Genomic DNA, 15860 nt, shown 5'->3' on the forward strand with positions numbered 1-15860 from the left:
TTAACCTCAAGCTATTTCGCTTTGTGCGCTAAATAAAAGGAATTAAACAATGTCTCTTAATGATTTAGTTAATAAGATTACTAAATTAAATACCTCAATAACTACGGAGCTAGTATCACCAAGAGAGGTGATTATTAAACCTGATTCAAACAAAGAATCATACATTGAGGTTCGAGACAACTTAGATGCAAACTTTGAGGTTAAGTCATACACCATTCAAGTATTCCTTCATACTAAAAATGGCTATGAATCAAGAAATTATTTTGAACCTTGCACAAAGAGAAAAACAAGTACGGCAATTGACTATATCAATAGGTACATTAATTACATTGCTGACAATAACTGCTGGAAGTAAGTTAATATAGTGCATTGTATTTTGTTTTATGTAAACCTCCATCACACTGAACGCTTATCCAATGTAATAGAGGCTTTCTGAGCACCATTCTAGGCAACCATAAGACGAAAGCGGAATGTCTTGGTTTAGATACCTTTTGTTAACCTATATTGACAATTTTAGAGTAGGGCAGTTCACTAAATTCGAACTCTTGTAGATCAATTTCTTTATGCATTAACAATGCAAACAAGATAGGATCTCCAGATTTAATGATATTAATCATGCTGTCAGGTTTTGATAACCCACCATATAATTTATCTTTTTCTACACAAATTAAAGATGTCTTGCATCCATCTATATCCACAATTTTATTAAATAGTCCAATCTGATAGTTTTTAGAAAGATAAATTACTATTGCTAAGTCACTATCAGTTTTTGAGCAAGTATGTGCTGCAATTCCTGTTATTTCAGAGGATTCCTTCTTTATGGTAGCACTACAAAATGTAGCTCTTTTATCACCTGATAAAATAGTAATTACATTCTGAGAAATCGTTATTGCGAGATCATTTTCCTGATATATGAATGAAACTCCGCAGGAGTTAAGCACAATCAATGAATCTTCTTTCTGTAATAAAATGCAATCATCTTCTTTCAGATCATAAAATGGAAAGGTGTCGAGCCTATCTCTTTTTCTATTTAGATTATCTATAGCTGGGTGAGATTCGGTTTCCATTATGAAATGCATGTTTGACTTTGATAGATGTTTCTTGAAATGAGAAAACGAATATATCTCATCAAAGGTATTGTTGAAGCATTTATATGTAGATAACAATCCGTTAATAATGCTTACACGGTCATCATTTAGAGTTGAGAGGGAAACTGTATCTTGAATAGTATAGTTTTGATTAAGAGTTGTAACACATTGCTCAATAGTTTTAAAAAGATTGAGAGAGCCAAAGATCGATAAGCTAATGTATTGTTGCTTGATATTTTCTCTGTTTTCAATAAATAAAGATATATCTTGTTCAATTTCTTGGTTATTTATTTTCATTTCATTTCTCTATAACTAAATAAAGCCATCAGGTTGATGGCTTTGTTTAACATGCTTTATTATTTTTTGATTTCTAGGTTTAGTGCATCAAACAATGTAAGGCTATCAATTGCTTTAAGTTGTAAGAAATCATAAGGCGTTAAATCCGCAGTAGGTTTAATGGATATACTAAGTGTCTTTTGATCTTTCAAGAAGTCCATCATATCCACACCTGCTTTCTTGGCTTTAGGGTAGTGGTGTTGAACAAATTTTACAGCGTAAGAATTCAAATCAGATTTGATAGAAGGGTATTCTTTAATTAGCTTATTAAAGGCTGTTACGTTTTTAACGTCAAGATTCACTTCATTAACGACACCCTTTTTAAGCCCCTCATAGATTTGATTGTTGTCAACGCTTGCCTTGTCTAATGTAGACTTCAAAGAAACCGTCAACTGATCGCCATCAAAGGTCGTCAATCCACTATCTAACTGAAACTTATCATATGCTTGTTTAACTTGAATGTTCATATCTGCATTATCAATTAAATTTCCTTTACCATTGATAGTAACGCGATTCAGAGAAATGGAGATATCTTTGTCTTTATTACCTAAATTAAGATTGTGAACATAAATGTTTTCAGCATTACCAGTGTAATCAAAATACTTAAAGTTTGCGTTTTGAATACTGAATTTTCCTTGTTGGATATCATTAAAGTTAATCGTCGCATTGCTAGATTGAACGCTAAGATTCTTTGAAGTGATAGATAAATTCTTGATGGTAAATACATCAGATCCAAGGGATGTCATTTTTACATCATCATAGGTTACTGCAAAACTATTACCGTAACTATTAAGGAAAGCACCGATTTGATCCGTTTTTCCTTTGTAATCCAAGAATGTGTTGCCTGTCACGCCTACGATTATTGCCGTAACGATAATCGCAATTATCCATTTTAACTGCATTGTGAAGCCTCGTTATTTTAATTATTTAAATATTTTTTGTTTATTGACTCAAATATAATGCTAAAGGCATGAAGAGTCAAAAGTTTTAGGATTGATTAATGAAGGCGACTTGGTCGCCTTCTAATTAAGTTTCATGGAAGAAGATTTCTTTCTTATTAGTATGCTTCCCAAAGAAACTTGAAGCTTCTCCAATATTTACAAGAGACACAGAGTTGTCAATTGGACACTTGCTTGAAACCTTGATCTGATCGTATTCTTTGTCAATGCTTGAGAATTTTGTACTAATAATTCTGTAGTTTACGTATGAACCAGTTTTTGATTCAAGCTCACTAATCTTAGCTTTAATGTCGAAAGAATCTTTATAGTCGAAATGACCAAGATACTTCAATCGCTGTCTTCTGATTAGTTTTCGACAGTAAGATCCCACAAATTTCTTGCTATGATTTTTGATTTTCTGCCATAGGTAATCATCTGTTAAATCCGCAAAGCTTTCGATACAGGTGAAGCAGCCTTCAATTTCTTTTCTGGTTTCCTCATCGGACATTACTTCTTCAATAGCCAAGTTCAATAGCAACTCAAAACCGTTGGAAGTTTTGTGGTTGTAGACATGTTCAAACATCGAGTATCTGGAATAAACAAAGTTCTGTAGGATACCTAGAGCTTTTGAGTTAACTGTCATTCCAAACCAGCCAGATTCTTCATCATAATGAGCACTGATATTTTGGATGATAATTCCAAGATCTACTGTGCCATGCGCGACACCACAATAAAAGCTATCTCGATTTAGATAATCCATCTTATCAATATCAAGCTCACTTGATAAAATTGTTTGCAATAGACTAAGGATTTTCGTTGCTTTCTCTTTAGAGGACAACTCAGAACCTTTCCCTGGGTTGAATGACTTCGCTGAGAAGATCTCCCATAAAGCATCAGAGTGACTGATTAGAGTATCTGATGGTTCGTTTTTTGTAGTCTCTAGTACGCTGAGTACATCTTTGATGCGGATACCAAGCCTTTCAGCATCAATATCAGTCATAATCTCGTATGCAGCTCTTACACTGTAGTGTTCATGCTCAATAGTTGCAGGCACTTCTTCATAGAACTGTTCGAAGTCGATTCCTTCCCATAGTTTTAGGAAAGTCGATTCATTCTCGAAGATATAATGAAGACAGTTCGTTTTTTCAATCTGGTGCGAAAATGCTGCATGTCCTGTGTCGTGAAACAACGCAGCCAATCTAATTACATTAATAAGGTAATCTGATGCTAACTGATGCTTTTCGCTAACAGAAGATACATTGTCAGCGAACCGCTCTTTTAGGTACTCGCTTGTCTTGACAGAAATAATCTTACTGATTACACGACCTGCAATATGCATAGCACCAATTGAATGAGAAAATCGGTTATGGGTTGCGCCAGGGAAGACATATTGAAGGACATCGTTTTGTAGAATGTGTCTGTTCTTTTGCATTAAGTAATGGTCAATCGCAGCAGATTCACAACTACTGATTTCAATTGCTCCATGTACAGGACACATCACAAACTTTGCTCTGTTTGTTTTACTCATTTACTATTCCTTTCAATAAAAATCTGTTACCATTTCGTTTAGTATTGTTGTGATTATACGCAAATAAATATAAAATACAAGTTCCAAATCGAAAACAACTAATTTTTATTAATGAAATAAATAGATTATGAATGACAAAAGCATAAGTGAAAAACTAAAGCCCCTACACGGCGGTGTAGTGTTTTATCCAAGGGAATATGTTCTGGATAATCACGACTTTCTTAAGTCATATGCTGACGGTGTAACAGAGGGTGGTAAAGAGGTTCGAGTATACATTGTTCCAGAAGAAACTTTGATTAAAAGGGCGCAAGACACCACTAGTGGTACAACCATTCCTACAATTGATTCATTTTCTGAGACGCATCGTAATGCTCACAATCCTTGTCTAGCTGATCCTAATAATTCCAAGGAAACACCAACAGGCATTCTTTTAATTGAACAAGCATCAGTCGATGAAACTTCAATCGCGCAAATTGGTAAGCCTACTATCATTGGTAAATGGGCAAGTGTTATACAGATCGGTGATGAAGGAAAACTATCTGAAATAGGGAAAGGGTATTTAGAAGTTACCATGAGTCCAAAGCCAACAGGCTTGATGCTTGAATTAATGCCAAAATTCAGACAGCTAAATGAACAGGTAGCTCAGGGCATGAGAAACCCTCTTGATGTAATTGAGGAAAAGAGAATGCTCTATTCTCGCATCATGGGTGAAAGAAAAAAATTCTTTGTTGCAGTTATCATCAAGCATCAAGAATTGATGCAGGTAACAGATTACAACATACAAAACTTTAGAAATCTTCTCGCTCAATTGATCACCAGATATACTTCTGAAGGCATGTATGGTGGAGCAATGATTCGCGTAAGAAGTGGCAATGAAGTCTTGAGAAGATTTTGCTACACATGCAACCACAGTTACGATTATCGAAAAGGTGATGGTTCTTTGGCAGATCCATTCGAAAAGGTTGATGAGTTTCTTAAGTACGGTGGTAGACAGTTACTAAACCATTGCCAAAGAAACAATACTTGTGTGTTAGAAGTTATCCCTACTCAGCGTATAAACTGTGCTAGAAATGGTAATGACAGATATTCTAAAGACATTAATAATTCACCTATGGGTGAATCAAAAATACTGAAAACGTATGTGGAAAAGAACCTCCGTGAAGTTCCTGATGTAAATATCGAGAGAGAAAAGGGTTTTGTATTTTGCAATGTAGCCCTGAGATTGAGTCTGTTAAGAAAGGCTGGTTCTAAAGGGAATAAAGTCTTGAGCGCTATCCACGCTTTTAGTAGACCGCTTGGAAATATCTATACTATTGACCATACAGGTAAACCTCTTTACAAGATTGTATAAACCTTATCTTTCATATTTGGTTCATTGCTTATATGGTTTGATAATATACTCAATCACTTACAGTAAATTTTGGATATTTCTCAACCTATAGCGATCATCATTTAATCAGAGGGCGTTTAAATATTGCCCTCTGATTTTTTTATGCTTTTCTTTTGCCTTGCGTAAACTTCAATATTTGGTATTATCAACTGACAATTTAAATAACAAATAAAAAATTGAATAAAGGTTAATGATGTCTAACTCACGTAAAGATAATGCTGCCGTGAAAGTCTTAAAAAAGGTTTTCGGGACGCAAAATGATCGAATACTAAAAAAATACAATAAAAAATTACCTGAAATTGCTAAGCATTATGAAGAATTCAAAGATTTCACTGATGAACAGCTTCTAAGCAAGGCAAATGAATTAAGAGCCGAGTATAAGAAAGATGGAAGTATCGATGCCATAGCAACGCGTACATTTGCACTATGCCAGGTGGCAGGTGAGAACAAGTTAGGTATGAAGCATTACGATGTCCAGCTTATCGGTGGACTTATCCTTAACGATGGTAATGTCGCGGAAATGAAGACGGGTGAAGGTAAAACATTGGTTGCAACCTTGCCTGTAGTATTGAGAGCGTTTACTGGTCATCAGGTTCATGTTGTTACTGTTAATGACTATCTGGCAAGCCGTGATGCTGAGATCATGAGACCGTTATATGAGTGCCTTGGACTTTCCGTGGCTTCTCTAAACAACAAGTTAGGTAATGAAGAGAGACGACCAATTTATGCTTGTAATATTGTATATGGTACAAACTCAGAATTCGCATTTGATTACCTAAGAAAAAACATCGCCCCAGATGTTTCCCAGCAAGTTCAACCAGAGTGTTATTTTGCTCTAATCGATGAAGTGGACTCAATCTTAATTGATGAGGCTAGAACGCCACTAATTATCAGTGGAGCTAGCGATGTTGACTCTCAAGAGGTTGCTCTAATGAAGGAACTTGCAGAGCACTTCACAACAAAGATTCAAGAAGAAACGACTGGTAGCAAACAGGTTGAAGAAGTCGATGCTGATGCAGCTCTTATCCCTAAAACGAAATCAGCTCAATTAACTGAAAAAGGTTACGAGAAATTTGAGCAGCTACTTATTGAGCACGGTGTAATTGATACCGTTGGTCGCCTGTATGAACCTGACAAAACATACATGGTTAAGTCAATGGAAACTGCAATTCGTGCAAAACATTTGTATGAAAATAACGTAGACTATCTTGTGTCAGACGGAAAAATCAAGATCATCAATTCTTCCACAGGTCGTGTTGAAGAAGGGCGTAGATGGTCTGAAGGTCTACATCAAGCTATTGAGGCTAAAGAGGGTGTTGAGATCAATCCAGATAACAAAACGATTGCAAGCACATCTCTACAAAACTTCTTCAGACAATATGAATCAATTGCGGGTATGACTGGTACGGGTGATACTGAAGCGCATGAGTTCAAAGAAGTATACGGCATGGATGTAGTGGTGGTTCCTTCTAACAAGCCTGTTCAGCGTCAAGACAAGCAAGATAAAATCTTCATGGTTAAGGAAACAAAGTACAAGGCGATTTTAGAAGATGTTATTGAAATCCATAAGACTGGCAGACCAATTCTTGTGGGTACAGATTCTGTTCAAGAAAGTATCTTGATTTCAAATATATTCGAAAAAGCTGGTCTTAAATTCAATGTTTTAAATGCTAAAAACCATGAAAAAGAAGCTAGCATCATCGCACAGGCAGGTGAGAGAAATGCAATCACGGTAAGTACTAACATGGCTGGTCGAGGTACAGACATTTTGCTTGGTGGTAACTGTGAGGCTTATATTGAAGCCAACAACATTGTAGATGAAGAAGAAGTCAAACAAGTTAAAGCAAGATTTAAAGACGAGTCTGAATATATTAAGAGCATTGGTGGTCTTCATGTTGTAGGCACTAGTCGTAATGAAAGTCGTCGAGTTGACCTTCAGTTGAGGGGTCGTGCTGGACGACAAGGCGACCCTGGTAGCTCTCAATTCTATGTGTCGCTAGATGATAAGTTAATGCTAAACTTTGGTGGTGAAAGCACAAGAAGCTGGATGAGAGCGGCTGGTTTCGGTGATGATGATGAACTTTCGCATCCATTACTAGATAGAGCAATAGTGAAGGCTCAAGCTAAATGCGAGGGATTAGGCTCGAACATGCGAGCAGAACTGCTCAAGTACGATGATATCATCAATAAACAACGCTTACAGATGTTTGCAATGCGTCAAGAGTGGCTGGAGATTGCAACAAAAGATGACTTTAACCCTGACGAATGTGTTGAACGCGTTAAAGGCATAGTTGCTAGCGCAGTATATGCTCTTGTAGACAAGTACCTTCCAAGTAACAACGATTACACTTGGGATGTAGATTCACTTGATACTTTCTTGCAGGTTGAGTGGGATGTCAAACCGATAGTTAGTGATCTCATCGATAAAGGTTATGGCATTGAGAGCATCAAAGAAGAGTTGCTTCAACTCGTGTATGCAAGATTTGAAGAAACGCTTAACGAGCTGAATATGCTTCATAATGCTCGTGCTGATATCATGCTTTACAAAACGGTGATGGTTAAAACTTTAGACTCATACTGGTTCGAACAAATTGAGCTTTTGGATGATCTAAGGGAAGGGATCCACTTAAGGGGTTACGCTCAGAAAAACCCTCTTCAGGAATTTGGACTTGGCGCTATTGAATTCTTCAAACAAATGATTGAATCAATTCAAATGGACTTCACAACAACCATGTTCAGCTCAATTTACGGCTCTATCAATCATCAAAAGCGTGTTATTGAACACATGAGACAGATAGAAATGCAAGAGCAGATTGAGAATAGCAAATCTGAAGAAGACGCCAAAGCTGTGAATTAAAAGCATATAAATTGATATGCTTATAATGGGGTGGTAGAATTAACAAAAAATGAATGGATTAAATAAAATGAAAAAGTTAATTCTCTTTTTGATGTTAACAATCTCCACCTCATCATTTGCTAGTGACATTTGCTATAAAAAGCATGACCTTCAATCTGATGAAAGCGCTCAACAATCAGCTCAGCAATATAAAGACAATGAAAACATTCTTGGTGTTTTTATGACTTGTTCTGGTGTGTTTTTAATGGCAATGTCACCACAAGATGTCGTTAAGCAGCAATGTCCTGATGGTTCAAGCCCTTGTAAGACAGCCGTAAAGAAATTCTGTAAAAAGAACAAATTCGGAGCGCCAGTTGGCAATGGCGTATCAAGCGCACTATGCGCCCCATTTTTATTCATGCTATAAAACATGAGATATGAAAACTAACAACACATTTTCAAGACATGAAACTGGGTTGGTAAGGGTTCTTGGATTTATTTATTTAACAATCATATTTGGTTCTTACTATATTGAGTACGAATCAAATCTTGGAAATAAGTTCAGCCCTAAAATTGACATACTCGCTATGTCAATTTTTTTCTACCTGGTCGTATCGTATTTTCTCGATTACATGCTTACACCAAAGATTGGTGATAAATTTCATAGGCTATTATTGTTCGTAGACTCAGTTTTATGTGGCTTAACCTTTAGCCACTTGAAAAGCGATCCGCTTTTAGTATTTATGCTTTTAATTATTCAAAGCTATATATACATATCAGCAGGAGGGCTTAAATACTGGTTCTACTATATGACGTGGTCGTTATTTGTGGCTTTAGCCGCTCAAGGATACAACTTACTACCAGAAATGGACAAAACGTCTACGCTAATGCAGTGGGCTGGTGGATTCTATTCAATGATATTCATTGTCATCGTTTCACTACAGAAGCACGATAGAACAAACAAATTGATAGCGATACGTGAAGATTTGTTGAAAAAAGGAAAGAAACAAAAGCAGCTTTCAAAGATACTTTCTAATTACTTGTCTCCGCAGATAGTAAGGATGTATGAAAAAGGTGATGATATAAGCACAAATCTGCAACGAAAGAAAATATCTGTATGTTTTATTGACATAGTTGGGTTTTCATCATTATCTGAAACTTTAGAGCCTGAGCTTTTAGCTATAATTCTGAATGATTTCTTTTCAAAAATGACCGAAATAGCGTTAAGGCATGGCGGGACGGTAGATAAGTATATTGGTGATGGCATGATGGTGTTCTTCGGTGATCCTGTCACAAAAGGTGCTTATAAGGATGCCTATAATTGCATTCAAATGAGCATTGCAATGCAGAAGTCTATGGACGAACTAAATGACAAGTGGCTAACTCACGGCATAAAAAGAAACATTCAAATTCGTGTTGGAATTAACAGTGGGTATTGTCATGTCGGTAACATTGGTTCTAGCCAGCGTCTTGCATATACGGTTATCGGAAGGGTCGTTAACATTGCGGCAAGAATCGAATCATTGGCTGAGCCAGGGTCTGTATACATAGCTCAAGAGACATTCAACTTAGTTAATAATAAAGTCGAAGCGATTTATAAGGGACACAAAAAGCTGAAGGGTATAAGCCATGAGGTAGCCGTGTATGATGTTATGCACTTTACAGAAGTATCTCACAATGAAGTGTTGTATATAGACGATAGCAAGATAACAATTTCTGGTGTATCCAGAGATCGGGTCGATTCGATAATAAAAGCTTTAGAGGATTTGAAAGTTGATTAATTTTAGCTGTAATGGTTGTGGAGCTTGCTGCTACGGTGGCATCTCCTTAACGCCAGAAGAATATTTCTTCAAACATTATGATGATTTTGCTGTAAATCTATCACTATCAGCATACGACATACGAAACCTTGTAAGTCCTGAGTTTCCCGATAGAAGTTACAAGAAACAGAAAAAATATCTTTCTGATAATTTCTTTGTATCAATAAAAACGAAGTCTGATCGTAAAGTCGCGGTGTTCTTAGAGTTTATTTCTGTCAATCCCGCAATTGTTCCGTGCCGAAATTTAAATGAATTTAAACAGTGCAGCATCTATTCAAGAAGACCAAAAGTTTGCTCTTTGTATCCATATAGAATTGATACAACTCCAACTGAATTAAAGCATGGACTTCTAATGGAGAAATCGAGATCTATTGAAACGACAGGTGAGATAAAAGCTTGCGAAGGATTTAAAAATACTCAGGAAGTTATTTTTACAGACAAGCCAACAGATCCAAGCGTTATCCCTTTATTGAACGAACGTACAATGGAGTTGAGAAAGTATAAGGCGCTTATCAAACAATTCATTCAATACTTAATGACAAATGAAAGCATTAGCCAGCAGATTGAGAAAAACAGCGCTTTCAACACGCCAAATGGTGAAAGAATTACTTTATCTCTTGTGGATTTAGCAAAATTCTACATTAGTAAGGATGGGTATTTAACGTATAATATGGAGCGTTTATTGATAGCAAATAGTAAAATGCTAAAACGCGAAGCAGTTCGAATAAATGAAATTGGAGATGATAGGTTAAATAAGTATGCTGAATCTTTAATGACAGACCATGTAGTGCATGAAACATTGCTAGAACTAAATAATACCGCACCGTAAAGGTGCGGAAATTCAATTAGCTTAATCTGCCTTTCTTGTGTGCTTCTGATTTTCTTCTCCGAAACCAGAATCTGAATCAGCTTCCTGATCTTCAACATCCTCCTTCACATTTCTTTCCCCATAGGCTATCTCTTGCGTTTCCGCTACGGCACTATCTACCTGTTTACCCATCGCTTCAATCACATCCTGCTGCGCTCCAGAGAGCTTTTTGAGGCTAATATATAACGTTATGGCAATTACGGGGGCAACGATGTAAAAAGCGTCTTCTACAGGCTTCTGGATAATGCTAGATATCAATGCCCCAAGAGGGTAGGCAATAAAGAATGCAATGACAGGTGCCGCTTTGATACAAATTCCTAAGTTTCTTGCTTTTTTGGATAAAGAAATGTTTTTCTTTCTCATTCTTTCTAGGATATCTTCAGACTCAATATTGATGTAATAAGCTCCATCTTCAGAGACTCTGAAGCCTTGCTTTTGTTCTAATTTCATAGTTTTTCCGAATTTAATATAAAAAAATAGAGGCTTGAAGCCTCTATTTTATACAAATGTTTTTTATTGTCTATTTAAAACATCAATGCCTTTCATTCCATCAACAAGACCATATTCAATCGCAGCTCTTGCGCTCATGAAATTATCTCGGTCTGTATCTCGTTCAATCACATCTAGCGGCTGACCTGTATAGTGCGCCAAATGACGATTGAGATTATCCTTAATTGAAAGGATTTCTTGAGCATGGATCTGGATATCAGATGCTTGACCTTGGAATCCGCCAAGCGGCTGATGAATCATAACTCTTGAGTTAGGCATAACGAAGCGTTTACCTTTAGCGCCAGCAGCAAGAAGGAAGGCTCCCATTGAGCAAGCCTGTCCGTGACAAATAGTCACGATGTTAGGCTTAACTGCATTCATTGTGTCGTGAATGACCATGCCAGCGGTTACGCTACCACCAGGACTGTTGATGTACATGTAAATGTCTTTGTCTTCATTTTGCTGTTCAAGCCAGTAAAGTTGCATTGAAACTTCATCAGCCATATCATCAGTAACTTGACCAGTTAGAAATACGCTTCGGGATTTAAGTAGTCGAGAAGGCATATCATAAGTAAACATCCCATCTTTTGTTCTTTCAACGACTGTAGCAGCTCTCATTCAATATCATCCTATTTGTTTGCTGATGAGTCATTAAGTGACTGGATTGCCTCATCAAGCTTTTTGTAAGTTAAAAGCAGTGCCGTACCTGGAGAAGCGCCTTCTTCAACAAAGTAGTCGAACATAGCAATTACATCTTCAGATGGCGGAATAAACTTTCTAGCGTAATTGACATCGTTATCAATCTCTTCAAACATGAAAGTTTCTTCTTTATTTGTAGCGAAATTATATAGAGACATTTGTTTTTTTGCAACAGTATTCCTAATAAAATCAGATTGTTGCTCAATATTTATCCCATTATGATCTTCAATCGCTTCTGATTGAGTCTCTGACTCGACTTTAACTGGCTCAGCGTGAGATTCTGCTACTTTTACCTCAGGAGAGCCTGTGTTAACAGTAAAGAAATCACTTGCATAGGAATTGACTGACAAGGCAGCACCCAAAGACAGTATTAATAATTTTATTTTCATTTTTTAATCCTTAATTTAATTAAATAAGAAAGGACATGTCGCGCTATCTGATCTTAAACTTTGAACCTGTTTTTCTGTTCTTGTGAAAAAACCAGTTTGCTCGTTTTGTTCTTTTCATTATTTTCTTCTTTTTATCTTTGAGGTGAATGATACGTTACTTTTAGTCGGGATTTCAACATCCAAACCTGTAATCTGGAATTGTTTAAATAAGAAGTACTTGATAAGTCTTTGCTTGTCTTGGCTAGCAACTGCGGTTGCAATGTCAGGAGCGGGATAGGTAACGGGTTCTCTTTGATTGTTCAGAAACTTGATATTGAAGTTTTCATTGTCAATGAAATCGACTTTGAATATTTTTTGGATGAGATCTTTAATGGATTCATGATCACTGCCTGAATCTAGAACCAATCTTGATTGCAGGATGGGGGTATAACCTGATTCATGGGCAATTGAACTTGGGTTTGACTCGCTTATTGCAAGTGAGATTGACTGAATATCCTGTATTTTCATTTATTAAAAGATTCATTGTTGATTGATTCCTCAATCTTATCATACGTTTGATTTTATTGTAAGCGTAAAAAAGGCACTTACTAGAAGTGCCTGTGCTGCGATATGTAAGATTATGTTATTTTTTTAGCAAGTAGGAGATTTCACTCTTTACTACAGATATTGAAACTGCGGTTGACAGTAGTGTGCTTAGGCTAAACAGAGCGATTGTGTACATGCTATTGTGAACCATTTGACTCATAACAGTAGGTACTGCAATGCCAGTAAGCAATAGGATGGCTGTCACCGTAATTAGAGGTACTCTTTTTGCTAAGCTAATTGTGTCCAAAAAATTTGATAACTTGGATTCATCTTCCAGGCTTATGCTTTCCATACAAACTTTTTCAAGAGCTTTGATGTTTTTAGTTACAAGAACAATAAAGCCAGAAAGAAGAAAAGCTAACATACAGGGGAAAATCACGACATTGTTTGCAAAAGTCGCATCGCCAGTCTGAAACTTTTCAAGCCCTGAAACGTAAGACATAACACCCACAAACGCGAGCATTACTGTAAATATAGAACCGAGACCTATTTGTATCTTGGTTTTAGATATATGCTCATTCATAATCTTTACTCATCGCAATAACACACTATTACTTATACCACAAGAAAGATAAGAGTCAATAAAAAATGGCAAATAATATCAATTATTTTGCCATCTTTGCAATAAATAATTAAATAAAAACCCCCTATAAGTAAGGGGGTTTGATTTATATAACTAAACAGGTGAATCCTGCGAGTAATAGGGCTGGAGCAAAAGGAATCTCAGCCTCTTTTTCCAGTTTGTAACCTTTAGCAATTAGACCTTTAAACAAAAATGTCAAAATGCCGAACAAGCAGGAAAGAGCAACTACATTTAATGTGCTTGATAAGCCAGTCCATGCAATGATTGCTGCAAGTAACTTGAAATCACCACCACCCATACCATCAGTATTTCGAATGCAGCAGTAAAGGTAATTAATCACATACAAAAAGCTGTAAGCAACAATCACCCCTGACACGCTTGATTCTAAACTGGTGTAAGTACCATTGTAGTTAAAAATAACACCTAACCACAAAAGTAAGTAAGTGTACTCATCAGGTATCATTTTAGTTTTGATGTCTATATCGGAAATAGCGATTGCTAAGTATGAGAAGAATACAATACCTAGCGCCTGATAAAACCCGAACATCGCGAATGCAGCACAAGCAAAGGCGGAAAAAAAGAACTCAACCAAAAAGTAGCGAATCGGGATTGGTTGCTTACAGCAACCTGATTTACCTCTCAACAGCAACCAGCCTAAAACAGGTATGTTGTAATAAAATGGTATCATCGTTCCACAAGTGGTGCAGTATGATCTTCCCATTAGGGTATTATACTTGTCAGCACCGCACTCTATCGGATCGTGTGCTATTTTCTTTTCCTTCAGATAGTACTTCACGTTTTCAACAATATCGTGCTCCATAATGACTGGCATCCTATAAAGCAATACGTTTAAGAATGTAGCCATAGCAGAGCCAAACATGAATACTATAGCGTAAAAGATCCAGCTATTACTCTCATGCATTTGCATTAATATTTCTAGATAATTATTATTCATTTCTTGTTATTCCGTTTATTATAATTTATTTGTTATCATTCTTTTGACGTTATTATATTTCCCGAAATAAATAATTCAACCAAAAAAAATGGAGCTTATCGCTCCATTCCACTAACATTCTCCAGATTTTTTTGTTTCTTGTTGGCGGACTCCAACTCAAGTTGTCGCTTCTGCTCTTTATAGATGGGCGCGAAAACAGCACTGTCAAACTTAACCATTTCAGATCGATTCTCAGTCCCGTCATTATTAAAGGTGAAATGAGTATTTTCGCTCTCAATCACTTTTTGACCATTCTCATCTAGCTCATGAATAACAATCCAGTCTTTGATCATTTCAGGGATGATAGCATTAGGGTCAACAACAATTTCAAGCTTCTCTTGTTCATCAACGTATTGCTGCCACTTGTCAGTTTTAGTAAAAGCATCCCAAGATTGTTTCAGTGTTTCAGCATGATTAACTTTATAAATGGTTTCGATTACTTCAATTCGACCCCTGCGACTTAGTCTTACTGGGTTATTAAGTATTTCGTATCTATCATCATATGTAGGAACATCTGGAAAAGGGTATGAAACTTCAATCTGTGTTCTACCACAATCAGAAGTCCAGCGATAACACCCTTCATCATTATCTTCGTAATCTGAAGAGTAGGTGCCGTTTGCCATTACAAACCTTTGAAGCACATCAAAGATAACGCCATTTTCATGCTTAAATTTGTTTTCCTGCCACTCTTTAATGAAGTTAGGTCTCATATCTTATTTACCGTTTATTTTTTCTTTTTTATAATAATACCATTCTTTAATAATAAATAAAAAGACCTCATGAATGATATGGAAGAAGTTTTCTTATACACGGTAAGACAGTTTAACGAAAAGGATGAAGAGGTTTCACTACTTGAAACAAGTTCTCCCGTTGTGGCAATTTCTGATTTTACTATAAAAACAAAAATGTATTACAAAAACGATTTAAGTCGAGAAGTCACAGTTCAGCAAATGCCTGGAACTGAGGGAGCTGAAATCATAAAGATGATATCCATTGTAATTGATAAGGAGAGTGAGATTAGGGAAAGTGTGATCTATCTAGAAACTAATAAAGTTTCCACAGATAGCGAAATAACAGAAAGATTTTCGGAACAAACAATTAAAAGATATAAATCAGAATCATATGTAAGTGCCTTATCAGAAGTTGCAAACAATTTCTTGAAGCTTTCTGGTGGAAATATCGAAATCATGAAGATAATATCAGTAATTGCTGGCAAAGATCCTTCACATGAATTGTGGCGACCTAGAAAGCCTGGTAAGAAATCTCTTTCTTTAGGGTGATATAACTCTTAAATATCAGTAGATATTGTAGGCTGTT

17 protein-coding genes are annotated in these 15860 nt (G+C 36.3%); 7 read left to right on the top strand and 10 right to left on the bottom strand.

Annotated elements, in window-relative coordinates:
* Positions 1-49 precede the first annotated feature (49 nt).
* Positions 50-355 (top strand): hypothetical protein, encoded by a 306-nt coding sequence (locus R7P80_RS01730; protein ID WP_318096617.1) that lies wholly within the window; start codon positions 50-52, stop codon positions 353-355.
* A gap of 139 nt (positions 356-494) precedes the next feature.
* On the opposite strand, the gene R7P80_RS01735 is transcribed toward R7P80_RS01730, so the two are convergent.
* From R7P80_RS01735 to R7P80_RS01745, 3 genes are all read right to left on the bottom strand, one after another.
* On the bottom strand, positions 495-1385 hold the full coding sequence (locus tag R7P80_RS01735; RefSeq protein ID WP_318096619.1) for a hypothetical protein: 891 nt from the start codon (positions 1383-1385) through the stop codon (positions 495-497).
* A gap of 59 nt (positions 1386-1444) precedes the next feature.
* Positions 1445-2326: a hypothetical protein gene (locus R7P80_RS01740; protein WP_318096621.1), complete on the bottom strand. Its 882-nt coding sequence runs from the start codon at positions 2324-2326 to the stop codon at positions 1445-1447.
* A 124-nt stretch (positions 2327-2450) separates the two neighbouring features.
* Entirely contained in the window at positions 2451-3890 is a 1440-nt protein-coding gene (locus tag R7P80_RS01745; protein ID WP_116921240.1) for an HD domain-containing protein, read from the bottom strand.
* A gap of 127 nt (positions 3891-4017) precedes the next feature.
* On the opposite strand from R7P80_RS01745, the gene R7P80_RS01750 reads away from it, so the two are divergent.
* From R7P80_RS01750 to R7P80_RS01770, 5 genes are all read left to right on the top strand, one after another.
* Positions 4018-5241 carry a hypothetical protein gene (locus tag R7P80_RS01750; RefSeq protein WP_045592796.1) on the top strand — a complete coding sequence of 408 codons (1224 nt, stop codon included), beginning with the start codon at positions 4018-4020 and terminating at the stop codon, positions 5239-5241.
* 232 nt (positions 5242-5473) lie between these two features.
* On the top strand, positions 5474-8137 hold the full coding sequence (gene secA, locus R7P80_RS01755) for a preprotein translocase subunit SecA (protein WP_318096623.1): 2664 nt from the start codon (positions 5474-5476) through the stop codon (positions 8135-8137).
* Positions 8138-8204: 67 nt separating this feature from the next.
* Positions 8205-8543 (top strand): hypothetical protein, encoded by a 339-nt coding sequence (locus tag R7P80_RS01760; protein WP_038129952.1) that lies wholly within the window; start codon positions 8205-8207, stop codon positions 8541-8543.
* Positions 8544-8553: 10 nt separating this feature from the next.
* A complete protein-coding gene (locus tag R7P80_RS01765) occupies positions 8554-9897 on the top strand; it encodes an adenylate/guanylate cyclase domain-containing protein (RefSeq protein ID WP_053318348.1) in 1344 nt (447 codons plus the stop codon).
* Positions 9890-10765 carry a YkgJ family cysteine cluster protein gene (locus tag R7P80_RS01770; RefSeq protein ID WP_241619711.1) on the top strand — a complete coding sequence of 292 codons (876 nt, stop codon included), beginning with the start codon at positions 9890-9892 and terminating at the stop codon, positions 10763-10765. The genes R7P80_RS01765 and R7P80_RS01770 overlap by 8 nt, the downstream gene beginning before the upstream one ends.
* A gap of 21 nt (positions 10766-10786) precedes the next feature.
* Here the strand turns inward: R7P80_RS01770 and R7P80_RS01775 are convergent, their stop codons facing one another.
* From R7P80_RS01775 to R7P80_RS01805, 7 genes are all read right to left on the bottom strand, one after another.
* Positions 10787-11254, bottom strand: coding sequence for a hypothetical protein (locus R7P80_RS01775; protein WP_045592803.1), 468 nt, complete (start codon positions 11252-11254; stop codon positions 10787-10789).
* A 63-nt stretch (positions 11255-11317) separates the two neighbouring features.
* Positions 11318-11911, bottom strand: a complete 594-nt coding sequence (locus tag R7P80_RS01780) for an ATP-dependent Clp protease proteolytic subunit (RefSeq protein ID WP_020332318.1) — start codon at positions 11909-11911, stop codon at positions 11318-11320.
* 11 nt (positions 11912-11922) lie between these two features.
* On the bottom strand, positions 11923-12381 hold the full coding sequence (locus R7P80_RS01785; protein WP_038129956.1) for a hypothetical protein: 459 nt from the start codon (positions 12379-12381) through the stop codon (positions 11923-11925).
* A gap of 117 nt (positions 12382-12498) precedes the next feature.
* Entirely contained in the window at positions 12499-12888 is a 390-nt protein-coding gene (locus R7P80_RS01790) for a hypothetical protein (RefSeq protein WP_038129958.1), read from the bottom strand.
* Between the two features lie 115 nt (positions 12889-13003).
* Complete coding sequence (locus R7P80_RS01795) at positions 13004-13489, bottom strand: hypothetical protein (RefSeq protein ID WP_045592810.1); 486 nt, start codon at positions 13487-13489, stop codon at positions 13004-13006.
* Positions 13490-13634: 145 nt separating this feature from the next.
* Positions 13635-14504 carry an A24 family peptidase gene (locus R7P80_RS01800; protein WP_318096628.1) on the bottom strand — a complete coding sequence of 290 codons (870 nt, stop codon included), beginning with the start codon at positions 14502-14504 and terminating at the stop codon, positions 13635-13637.
* 95 nt (positions 14505-14599) lie between these two features.
* A complete protein-coding gene (locus R7P80_RS01805) occupies positions 14600-15253 on the bottom strand; it encodes a hypothetical protein (RefSeq protein WP_116921235.1) in 654 nt (217 codons plus the stop codon).
* Between the two features lie 69 nt (positions 15254-15322).
* On the opposite strand from R7P80_RS01805, the gene R7P80_RS01810 reads away from it, so the two are divergent.
* Positions 15323-15823 (top strand): hypothetical protein, encoded by a 501-nt coding sequence (locus R7P80_RS01810; protein ID WP_116921234.1) that lies wholly within the window; start codon positions 15323-15325, stop codon positions 15821-15823.
* The last annotated feature ends 37 nt before the right edge of the window (positions 15824-15860 follow it).

This window comes from Vibrio sp. 2092, assembly GCF_033339635.1.
In the GTDB taxonomy this organism is placed as follows: Bacteria; Pseudomonadota; Gammaproteobacteria; order Enterobacterales; family Vibrionaceae; genus Vibrio; species Vibrio alginolyticus.

Bases quoted from the DNA above. Each gene is read 5' to 3' on its own strand.
- R7P80_RS01805 (WP_116921235.1), bottom strand. From the start codon at position 15,253: ATGAGACCTAACTTCATTAAAGAGTGGCAGGAAAACAAATTTAAGCAT.
- R7P80_RS01740 (WP_318096621.1), bottom strand. From the start codon at position 2,326: ATGCAGTTAAAATGGATAATTGCGATTATCGTTACGGCAATAATCGTA.
- R7P80_RS01785 (WP_038129956.1), bottom strand. From the start codon at position 12,381: ATGAAAATAAAATTATTAATACTGTCTTTGGGTGCTGCCTTGTCAGTC.
- R7P80_RS01765 (WP_053318348.1), top strand. From the start codon at position 8,554: ATGAAAACTAACAACACATTTTCAAGACATGAAACTGGGTTGGTAAGG.
- R7P80_RS01790 (WP_038129958.1), bottom strand. From the start codon at position 12,888: ATGAAAATACAGGATATTCAGTCAATCTCACTTGCAATAAGCGAGTCA.
- R7P80_RS01795 (WP_045592810.1), bottom strand. From the start codon at position 13,489: ATGAATGAGCATATATCTAAAACCAAGATACAAATAGGTCTCGGTTCT.
- R7P80_RS01780 (WP_020332318.1), bottom strand. From the start codon at position 11,911: ATGAGAGCTGCTACAGTCGTTGAAAGAACAAAAGATGGGATGTTTACT.
- R7P80_RS01745 (WP_116921240.1), bottom strand. From the start codon at position 3,890: ATGAGTAAAACAAACAGAGCAAAGTTTGTGATGTGTCCTGTACATGGA.
- R7P80_RS01750 (WP_045592796.1), top strand. From the start codon at position 4,018: ATGAATGACAAAAGCATAAGTGAAAAACTAAAGCCCCTACACGGCGGT.
- R7P80_RS01810 (WP_116921234.1), top strand. From the start codon at position 15,323: ATGAATGATATGGAAGAAGTTTTCTTATACACGGTAAGACAGTTTAAC.
- R7P80_RS01735 (WP_318096619.1), bottom strand. From the start codon at position 1,385: ATGAAAATAAATAACCAAGAAATTGAACAAGATATATCTTTATTTATT.
- R7P80_RS01730 (WP_318096617.1), top strand. From the start codon at position 50: ATGTCTCTTAATGATTTAGTTAATAAGATTACTAAATTAAATACCTCA.
- R7P80_RS01760 (WP_038129952.1), top strand. From the start codon at position 8,205: ATGAAAAAGTTAATTCTCTTTTTGATGTTAACAATCTCCACCTCATCA.
- R7P80_RS01800 (WP_318096628.1), bottom strand. From the start codon at position 14,504: ATGAATAATAATTATCTAGAAATATTAATGCAAATGCATGAGAGTAAT.
- R7P80_RS01775 (WP_045592803.1), bottom strand. From the start codon at position 11,254: ATGAAATTAGAACAAAAGCAAGGCTTCAGAGTCTCTGAAGATGGAGCT.
- secA (WP_318096623.1), top strand. From the start codon at position 5,474: ATGTCTAACTCACGTAAAGATAATGCTGCCGTGAAAGTCTTAAAAAAG.